At 41.6% G+C, this 9,714-nt stretch carries 7 protein-coding genes; 5 read left to right on the top strand and 2 right to left on the bottom strand.

Annotated elements, in window-relative coordinates; genetic code table 11:
- Nucleotides 1–824: 824 nt before the first annotated feature.
- Entirely contained in the window at nucleotides 825–2,174 is a 1,350-nt protein-coding gene (locus B6K83_RS10915) for an NAD(P)/FAD-dependent oxidoreductase (protein ID WP_085284946.1), read from the bottom strand.
- Nucleotides 2,175–2,240: 66 nt separating this feature from the next.
- Complete coding sequence (gene astA, locus B6K83_RS10910; protein ID WP_085284960.1) at nucleotides 2,241–3,257, bottom strand: arginine N-succinyltransferase; 1,017 nt, start codon at nucleotides 3,255–3,257, stop codon at nucleotides 2,241–2,243.
- A gap of 185 nt (nucleotides 3,258–3,442) precedes the next feature.
- Between astA and B6K83_RS10905 the strand changes: the two genes are divergently transcribed.
- The 5 genes from B6K83_RS10905 to B6K83_RS10890 all read left to right on the top strand — a co-directional run bounded on the left by B6K83_RS10905 (nucleotide 3,443) and on the right by B6K83_RS10890 (nucleotide 9,676).
- Nucleotides 3,443–3,871 carry an Lrp/AsnC family transcriptional regulator gene (locus tag B6K83_RS10905; RefSeq protein WP_085284945.1) on the top strand — a complete coding sequence of 143 codons (429 nt, stop codon included), beginning with the start codon at nucleotides 3,443–3,445 and terminating at the stop codon, nucleotides 3,869–3,871.
- 815 nt (nucleotides 3,872–4,686) lie between these two features.
- Nucleotides 4,687–4,827 carry a hypothetical protein gene (locus tag B6K83_RS18320; protein ID WP_158088341.1) on the top strand — a complete coding sequence of 47 codons (141 nt, stop codon included), beginning with the start codon at nucleotides 4,687–4,689 and terminating at the stop codon, nucleotides 4,825–4,827.
- Between the two features lie 541 nt (nucleotides 4,828–5,368).
- Nucleotides 5,369–7,180: an assimilatory sulfite reductase (NADPH) flavoprotein subunit gene (locus B6K83_RS10900; protein WP_085284944.1), complete on the top strand. Its 1,812-nt coding sequence runs from the start codon at nucleotides 5,369–5,371 to the stop codon at nucleotides 7,178–7,180.
- On the top strand, nucleotides 7,180–8,922 hold the full coding sequence (cysI, locus tag B6K83_RS10895; protein ID WP_085284943.1) for an assimilatory sulfite reductase (NADPH) hemoprotein subunit: 1,743 nt from the start codon (nucleotides 7,180–7,182) through the stop codon (nucleotides 8,920–8,922). Before B6K83_RS10900 ends, cysI begins: the two co-directional genes overlap by 1 nt.
- Nucleotides 8,915–9,676, top strand: a complete 762-nt coding sequence (locus B6K83_RS10890) for a phosphoadenylyl-sulfate reductase (protein WP_085284942.1) — start codon at nucleotides 8,915–8,917, stop codon at nucleotides 9,674–9,676. The genes cysI and B6K83_RS10890 overlap by 8 nt, the downstream gene beginning before the upstream one ends.
- Nucleotides 9,677–9,714: the final 38 nt, after the last annotated feature.

Below are 9,714 nucleotides of genomic sequence, written 5' to 3'. Positions count from 1 at the left end.
GCAGTAGCGCCGGTGGTAAAAAGCGTGTGGGTGTTCTTCTCTTTATGTGAGAGCGGCGCCGTTCCTGCACATCCATGTGCCCTCGGCATTAGCGCATCCATGCACGTCATCGCTAGGCTTCTATTAAAAGAAACCCGTAGCTAAGGCTACGGGTTTTTTGCTTTCTGGGATTTCATAGAGCGATTATTTCCTTAATCGTGTTTTATCGTAACGAGCGTTAAATTTCATTTCACCTGATGGACTAAAGTCCAACCTACAAAGGACCTACGGGTGCTTATCCAAGGTGAAACCATTGTTTGTAGGTCGGACTTCAGTCCGTCAACCGTTCAGCGAGTGATTAGCTTGATAGAGTATTTGTCTTGTAGGTCGGACTTCAGTCCGACAACCGGTAAACAAGCGATTATTAACGTGATAGGCCACAAGCATTTACAGTAGGTATTTTTTTCCAGACGTTTATAGTCAATTTATATTGAAAAAAATAGTTAAATTGCATTTCACCTGATGGACTAAAGTCCAACCTACAGAGGTTCTGCGGGTGCTTATCTCAGGTGAAGCCATTGTTTTGTAGGTCGGACTTCAGTCCGACAACCGGTAAACAAGTGATTATTAACGTGATAGGCCACAAGCATTTACAGTAGGTATTTTTCCCCAAGCGTTTATCGTCAATTTATATTGAAAAAAACGTTAAATTTCATTTAACCTGATGGACTAAAGTCCAACCTACAAAGGGCCTGTGCGTGATTCAGGTGATAGGGCGATTGTCTTTAGGTCGGACGTCCGTCAACCGGTTAGCGATTGGTTAACGGGATGGTAGGGTAGTTTGATTAAAACCATTCGTCTTTTATTTTACCGTATTGAAAGTAACCCCACTGGCCGATTCTTCTAAAAGGGGCAAAGGGAAACTTTGGTAAAGGTTTTTGATATAAAGGCAAGTTAGGTACTTCTTCACCGGCAACTTTTTGCGCAAGTCGCTTCCCTGCTTGCACAGTAAAAGAGACACCACTACCGCAATAACCCATCGCATAAAACGTATTATGTTCGTCGTTTTGATAAACATGAGGCATATCATCTAACGACATGCTCAACCATCCTGACCAAGTATAATCATATTTTATTTGTGTTAAAGCCGGAAAGTTACTTTTTAATACGCCAAGAAGCCGATTTGCATAGTAGGGATCTTCAGCGCCTTTACCTGTAATAGCTCCTCGGCCGCCAAATAATATTCTATTATCAGGTAGTTTACGGTAATAGTATTTTAAAGCACGTGTGTCCATGATCACATTACTAGTGAGAAAATTACAAGCGGCGAGTTGCTCTGCTGAAAGCGGTTGCGTGACAATAATCTGAGATAGTACCGGTAACGTTCGGTTTTTAACTAAACTATGAAGATTTTTTGGCGTGTATGCGTTAGAAGCAATAACCACTTTCTTAGCTTTAACTATACCCTTAGGAGTTTGAAGCACCTGACGCTTATTGGCACCATGACCTTCTTCCGTCCAATGTTCAACAGGGCTACTACAATGAATTTTTGCACCGGCTTTACGCGCAAGCTTTTGATAGCCTCTTGCCAGTTTTAGTGGGTTTATTCCCTGCCCGTCTTGATAGCGAATTGCACCAAAGGCATTTTGATCGGCCATATAGTTTTGATGTAAGTCTGCTCGAGATAATATTTCAACATCGTAGTTAAACATTTTTTGTTGCAGCTCGGCGGTTGCTATTAAGCTTTTAAGCATTTTAGGTTTATGGGCAACCCTGATATAGCCAGGATCTTGTTGATCACAATCGATACCTTCAGCAATCAAACTTTGTACCGTATCAACACCCTCGCACATTTCTTGGTAAATGCCGCGCATAACTTCTTCGCCCCATTGCTGCTGCATTGTGGCATAAGGCTTTCTCCCTGACGATTTCAAAATGAAGCCACCATTACGGCCACTGGCACCCCAAGCTGTGCCATTGGCTTCTAATACTGTCGCTTTAATGCCATGCTCTCGTGCTAAATGCAGCGCGGTTGATAAACCCGTAAAGCCAGCACCTATAATAGCGACATCAACGTTGATATCGGCATTGAGCTGGCCATCATCTTCGGGGGCAGGTCCAGAAACGTCAGCCCAATAGCTATTAGGAAATTTTTCTCCGCAACCAGGGGAGTTATCATGTAGTGGATCGTACATATTTTAGCCTTATCTTCTATGTCTATTACTTAGCAAATTTAGGTGTATTACTTTAATTTTCTATACTTAGTTGTTTTTTACCACACGTAAAAAATCACCCGCTGCAACTTTCAGTGCTGTTGCTGACTCTTCAGAGATGACCAGGTGCTCGTCTTGAATATCAAGATAGATTTGTGCGGCTCTAAAGTCAGTTAATTTATTATTACATGCGATGTATCGTGTTTGCTCATTCGTAACTGCTGCTATTTTTACGGGTTTTTTAACGCTAGCCATTACCGTCTTTATTCTATCTAGTGGTGATATCAAGGCAGGCCCTGCGTCATTGACGCCGATGTAATCACCATATTTAAAGCCCTCCTTCTCCAATAGCGCTAATGCAGGTCGAGTACCTGGATGTACTTTATTAATGCCATCGCGAGCACTTTGCGTCATCAGTTTGGTATAAAGGGGGAACTTGGGCATTAGCTCTGAAACAAAGGTCATATCACCGGTACCAAAAAGGTAATTAGAGGTAGCAAAGTCAATGTCACAAAAGTTTTCTTCAAACCAGCTCCAAAAGGGCGATTCGCCGTTTTCGTCAGCATAACCACGCATTTCTGCCATAATGCGATTAGAAAAACGTTCAGGATGCTCACTCATAAATAAGAAGCGAAAGCGCGATAACGCTCGGCCATTGCCTTTAATGCGATAGTCACTTTTTAAAAATAAAGAACAAATTTCGCTACTTCCGGTTAGATCATTGCACAGCGTTAAGGTTTCCAACTCTTTATGAACTTTAAGTTTATCGTTATGGTGTATATGGGTACCAATTCGATGATGAAATAAGGGAAAATCACTACCTGTTGAAGCCTCTATACCACTGGTACCAACAATTTCTTTGCTGTTAGTATCTTCCATCACAAACAAATACCCCTGATTACCAGGAGACTTGATGTCAGCGGCAAAAGATTGCTGAGAGTGCTTAATACGATTAATCAGGTAGTCTTTATCTTCGGGCAGTGACGTAAAGCCGTGGCCCGATTCTTTAGCTATTTGAAATAACGCATCGTAATCATCTTTAGTAATAGGGCGAATAATAATCATAATGTCTCCGGAAAAAATATTCTTAAAGTTTGCACAGTCAGCGCTGAATGTAAGTATATTGGTGCTTTTTTCATGTTTATTCTTACGGGTAAAGTTATTATCTTTAATATACTTGTAAATTGTTAGTACTGTTATTAGCATAATGCTAAGTTATTTTAATCAATTTGATAGTTCTAGGTAGCAAAGTGATCACAGAAGCGGAAGAGAAGCTACTGAATCTTTTAAAAGAAAATGTTAGAGCGAGTATTTCTGAACTTGCCGCTAAACTAAAAGTTTCACGCGCAACAGTGCAAGTTAGAATGGCCAAGCTTGAGCGACTAGGGGTGATAAAAGCTTATACCTTAGAGTTAGGTGAAAGCTATATTGAAAATTTTATTTCAGCACATGTTGCTATTGCCACTGAGCAAGCTAAAGCCATTCAAGTTAGTTCAAAACTGCTGAAAATATCAGAGGTTACAAAAGTGCATTCTATTAATGGTGAATATGACTTGATCGCCATAGTGAAAACCAAAACAACAGAAATTTTAGATAATATTTTGTATGAAATAGCTAAGGTTGATGGTGTTGTACGCACTAACTCATCGATTATCTTAGCAACAAAACAACGGCGTTAATCAAGATTAACCTAGCTTATTTTTAACGAATAACTTTTTATCAAAAGAGGCGTGAAGGTATAAGCTAGTCACATATAAAGTCTAAATAGTGTGGATTCAACATTGCCTAATCTTGTTAAAGGCTTGAAGGGAAGTACTCGCCTAATCATCAATAAAGAGCGTAAGCAGCAAAAAAATTTTTTTTGGCAACCAGCTGATTATGATCGCGCGTCAACCGTTCAGCGAGTGATTAGCTTGATAGGGAAATTGTCTGTAGGTCGGACTTTAGTCCGTCAACCGGTAAACAAGAGATTCAGGTGATAGCACAACAAGCATTTACAGGGGGTATCGTTTCCCAAGCGTTTATCGTCAATTTTTATTGAAAAGAACGTTAAATTTCATTTAACCTGATGGACTAAAGTCCAACCTACAAAGGACCTGTGCGTGATTCAGGTGATAGTGCTATTGTCTGTAGGTCTGACTTTAGTCCGTCAACCGGTAAGCGAGTGATTCAGGTGATAGCACAACAAGCATTTACAGTGGGTATCGTTTCCCAAGCGTTTATCGTCAATTTTTATTGAAAAGAACGTTAAATTTCATTTAACCTGATGGACTAAAGTCCAACCTACAAAGGACCTGTGCGTGATTCAAGTGATAGTGCTATTGTCTGTAGGTCGGACTTTAGTCCGTCAACCGGTAAACAAGTGATTCAGGTGATAGCACAACAAGCATTTACAGGGGGTATTGTTTCCCAAGCGTTTATCGTCAATTTTTATTGAAAAGAACGTTAAATTTCATTTAACCTGATGGACTAAAGTCCAAGCTACAAAGGGCCTGTGCGTGATTCGAGTGATAGTGCTATTGTCTGTAGGTCGGACTTTAGTCCGTCAACCGGTAAACAAGAGATTCAGGTGATAGCACAACAAGCATTTACAGTGGGTATTGTTTCCCAAGCGTTTATCGTCAATTTTTATTGAAAAGAACGTTAAATTTCATTTAACCTGATGGACTAAAGTCCAAGCTACAAAGGACCTGTGCGTGATTCAAGTGATAGTGCTATTGTCTGTAGGTCGGACTTTAGTCCGTCTTCAGTAAAAACTAAAACCAACCGTGCCATATATCGTGTAAAACCGAGGTTTTTTCGAACTCAGTGGTGAAATACAGTAACGCCAGTCCTTTTAAGTTGTCATGCCGTTAATAAATCAGCCTATCCTCATGCGTCTTAGTCGTCTAGGTTTTGCTGTCTAAAGGAGAAAGTGATTAGCAGTTAACCATAGGCTTTCTGTAAAATGAGAAAATATTAGCCGCCGTATAACATTTAATTGCTAGCTTTTTCGTCCCGAATAATAATGTTTTCAATGCTTTTGATGTCAATCAAGGGTTTTTAGATTACTGCGATAGCAGTGGTTGATTGTTCGATATTCTTATTTGATATAAAAAAGCCCTTTATATTCTTTTTGTTCGGTATGATAACAGTCTATTCTTAGCCCATTAATCAGTAATGGGTGTATATTTGACATGTTGCCGGAACAGAAAAATTTAAATCAAACTATGCTAGATACCAAGCAATTGGCGTCTTTTAAGCAGAGTATTCAAGAGTTATCGCCACTACAACTTGCTTGGGCAAGTGGCTATTTAGCGGCGAAAGCCGAAGTGGCTGTTCCTGCGTCAGAGTCTTTAGCCGTTGCTAGTGCCGCGTCGTCGACGTTGACCATTTTATATGGTTCGCAAACGGGCAATGCTAAAGGCGTAGCGAAAGAGCTAGCGGCACAAGCCAGTGCAGAAGGGTTAACCGTTGAACTGAAAAGCATGTCGGAGATTAAACCCAAAGCTATCAAGAATATTAGCCATTTATTAATTGTTGCCAGCACTAACGGCGAAGGTGAAGCGCCTGATGATGCAATTGCCTTACATGAATTTTTGTCATCAAAGAAAGCGCCATCGCTTAAGCATTTACATTACAGCGTCTTAGCTTTAGGTGATACGAGTTATGAGTATTTTTGCCAAACCGGTAAAGACTTTGATAGCTTCCTAGAAAAGCTTGGCGCAAACAGAATTGCGCCGCGGGTTGATTGTGATGTTGATTATGATGCAGATGCGAAAGCATGGTCAAAGCAAGTCATTACCGAGAGTAAATCATTATTAAAAAGTGATACTAGTACCAGCAATGTCGTGCCGCTGCCCAATGTTGTTTCGACTGACTCAAGTTATAGTAAGCAAAACCCGTTTGCTGCAGAGTTATTGCTGAGTCAAAAAATCACTGGCCGAGATTCTGCAAAAGACGTTAGGCATGTAGAAATTGATTTAGCAGACTCTGGCTTGAGCTATCAGCCGGGCGACGCACTTGGAGTTTGGTTTGAAAATGCGCCAGCACTGGTCGAAGAGTTAATCAGTGCCTTGGCGTTTGATGGCGAGCAGCAAGTGACGGTTGGTGCAGAGAGCCTATCATTGAGTCAAGCGTTAACCAGTAAAGTTGAAATTACGCAAACGGCGATAAACTTTGTCGAGTTTTGGGCGAAAGCATCACAGGCTGCACATTTACTGCCCTTATTAGAAGATAAAGCGCTTTTACGCCAGTACGCTGCCAATAATCAAGTTGTTGATATTGTGAAAAGTGCGCCACTTGTTCAAGGTTATGAATTAACTGCGCAAACATTCGTTGATGCACTTCGTAAAATTACACCACGATTGTATTCCATTGCCTCTTCGCAAAGTGAAGTAGAAGAAGAAGTGCATTTAACGGTTGGTCTGGTGCAGTATCAAGCAGGTGACACTATTCGCCAAGGTGGTGCGTCTGGCTTTCTAGCTAATGGCGTTGCAGAGGGCGGAAAAGTTAAGGTGTTTATTGAGCACAACGATAACTTCCGCTTGCCTGCTGATAGTAATACGCCAGTGATCATGATTGGGCCAGGTACAGGTGTTGCACCTTTTAGAGCTTTTATGCAAGAGCGCGAAGCAACAGCTGCGACCGGTGAAAACTGGCTGTTTTTTGGCGATCAAACATTCACTCAAGATTTTTTATATCAAGTAGAGTGGCAAAATTACCTGAAGTCAGGCTTATTAACTAAAATTGATTTGGCTTTCTCGCGTGATCAAGCTAAGAAAATTTATGTGCAAGACAGGTTGCGCGAAAGTGCCAAAGAAGTCTTTGCCTGGTTAGAAAAAGGCGCACACGTTTATGTTTGTGGTGATATGAGCCGTATGGCAAAAGACGTAGAGCAAGCATTACTCGATATTATTGCTGAACAAGGGCAACTATCAAACGAACAAGCAAGTGCTTACCTAAAAGAGTTACGTGACGCTAAGCGTTATCAGAAGGATGTATATTAATGAGCAGCAATCATAGCACTGACAGTGCAGCGCAAAATGGCCCTTTAGTTGTTGAAGGTAAACTTTCAGATAATGAACGCCTTAAGCAAGAAAGTAACTTTTTACGCGGTACTATCGCTGAAGATCTTGAAGATAAAACCACAGGTGGAATGACGGGAGATAACTTTCAGCTGATCCGTTTTCACGGTATGTATCAACAAGACGATAGAGATATCCGCAATGAAAGGGCAAAGCAAAAGCTAGAGCCTTTACATAGCTTAATGCTTAGAGCGCGTCTACCTGGTGGTATCATTACGCCAGCGCAGTGGCTAGGCGTAGATAAGTGGGCAACTGAACATACCATGTACGGCAGTATACGATTAACGACACGTCAAACGTTTCAGTACCATGGTATTTTAAAGCCTAATATCAAAACCGTGCATAAAGCGTTAAATAGTATAGGCATTGACTCCATAGCCACTGCGGCAGATATGAACCGTAATGTGCTATGTACCTCAAACCCTTATCAATCTGAAGTGCACCAAGAAGCATATGAGTGGGCTAAGAAAATCAGTGAACACTTTTTACCGCAAACGCGAGGTTATGCTGAAGTATGGTTAGATGCAGAGAAGGTAGAAGATACTGTAACAGAAGAAGAGCCAATTTTAGGCAGCACATATTTGCCACGCAAGTTTAAAACCGCGGTGGTTATTCCGCCTTTAAATGATGTTGATGTGCATGGTAATGATCTCAGCTTTGTTGCTATCCAAGAGCACGGAAAATTAATTGGTTTTAATGTTTTAGTTGGCGGCGGCTTAGCCATGACCCATGGCGACAAGTCAACTTACCCCAGAAAAGCCGATGACTTTGGTTTTATCCCAGTTGATAAAACCTTGGCGTTTGCTGAAGCGGTTGTCACCACACAAAGAGATTGGGGTAACCGGGTGAATCGCAAAAATGCCAAAACCAAATATACCCTAGATCGTGTCGGCTCTGACGTGTTTAAAGCAGAAGTAGAAAAACGGGCTGGGAGCAGCTTTGCAGCAAGTCGCGCTTACGAATTTACTGAGCGAGGTGACAGAATTGGTTGGTCAAAAGGAATTGACGGTAAATATTATTTAGCGCTATTTATTGAAAATGGCCGTATTTTAGATCAAGCCAATAAAGCACTAAAAACCGGTATGGCTGAGCTTGCAAAAGTACACCAAGGGGATTTTCGCATCACAGCGAATCAAAACATAATTGTCGCCGGTGTGCCCGAGGCTGAAAAAGCGAACATAGAAGCAATCGCGATTAAGTACGGCCTAATGGATGAAGCCACAAGTGCACAACGTAAAAACTCTATGGCTTGTGTGGCGTTTCCAACCTGTCCACTGGCAATGGCAGAAGCCGAGCGCTATTTACCTGGCTTAGTCACCGATGTTGAGGGCATTTTAGCTAAACATAATGTTGCTGAAGAAAGTATTATTTTGCGCGTTACTGGCTGCCCTAATGGCTGTGGTCGTGCCATGCTGGCTGAAATTGGTTTAGTGGGTAAAGGGCCGAGTAAATATAATATGCATTTAGGTGGTAACTTAGCAGGTACGCGTATACCTAAAATGTATAAAGAAAACCTTAACGAAGCCGCGGTTTTACAAGAAATAGACAACTTAGTGGCACTTTGGGTAGCCGAGCGTAATGATGCCGAGGCATTTGGCGATTTTGTGATTCGCGCCGGTATTGTCGATGAAGTAAAAATCAGCAAACGGGACTTTCATGATTAACACTAATAACGCAAGTTACGCACCTGTGATCAATAATAAATTTCCAGCCTCTTTACCCGAGCCGTGGTTAAAGCAATGGAATGAGTTGTTGGAGCAACAAAGCGCAACACAACGTGTTGAATGGGCAATGGAAAACCTACCTTCGCAGTTCGTGTTATCGTCAAGCTTTGGCATTCAGTCGGCAGTGATGCTACACATGTTGACGAAAATTGAGCCCAACATACCAGTATTAGTGACGGATACTGGCCATTTGTTTCCAGAAACCTACCAGTTTATTGAGCAATTAACCGAGCGGCTAAAATTAAACTTGCAGGTATTTAGTGCTAAAGAAAGTGCCGCATGGCAACTAGCTAAGTATGGTAAAGAGTGGCAAGCCGGTGAAGCTGCCTTAAAAGCCTACAATCGTCGTAATAAAGTTGAGCCACTTGAGCGTGGCTTAAGTGAGTTGCAAGCCAATACATGGTTTAGTGGGGTACGACGCCAACAATCAAGTCATAGAGAAGGCTTGTCTGTGGTCAGTATTTTGCGAGGGCGATTTAAAGTTCACCCGATAATCGACTGGACCAATAAAGATGTACATCAATATCTAACTGAGCATAACTTACCTTATCACCCGTTGTGGGAGCAAGGTTATGTTTCCGTTGGTGATGTGCACAGCACACAACCGTTATCGGCAGGTATGGAAGAGAGTGATACCCGCTTTTCAGGTCTACAAAGGGAATGTGGCCTACATACAGACGGTGATGGTATTTAATCCTGTTGCGATTTTACTATCTTGGCTGATGAGTTTTT

The sequence above is a fragment of the Colwellia chukchiensis genome (assembly GCF_002104455.1).
Lineage (GTDB): Bacteria > Pseudomonadota > Gammaproteobacteria > Enterobacterales > Alteromonadaceae > Cognaticolwellia > Cognaticolwellia chukchiensis.
The sequence above is the reverse complement of the archived record's forward strand: the minus strand, read 5'-3'. Positions and strand labels throughout refer to the sequence as shown.

Coding starts and splice junctions, on each gene's coding strand:
- B6K83_RS10915 (WP_085284946.1), bottom strand. CDS start 2,174: ATGTACGATCCACTACATGATAACTCCCCTGGTTGCGGAGAAAAATTT.
- B6K83_RS10900 (WP_085284944.1), top strand. CDS start 5,369: ATGTTGCCGGAACAGAAAAATTTAAATCAAACTATGCTAGATACCAAG.
- astA (WP_085284960.1), bottom strand. CDS start 3,257: ATGATTATTATTCGCCCTATTACTAAAGATGATTACGATGCGTTATTT.
- B6K83_RS10890 (WP_085284942.1), top strand. CDS start 8,915: ATGATTAACACTAATAACGCAAGTTACGCACCTGTGATCAATAATAAA.
- cysI (WP_085284943.1), top strand. CDS start 7,180: ATGAGCAGCAATCATAGCACTGACAGTGCAGCGCAAAATGGCCCTTTA.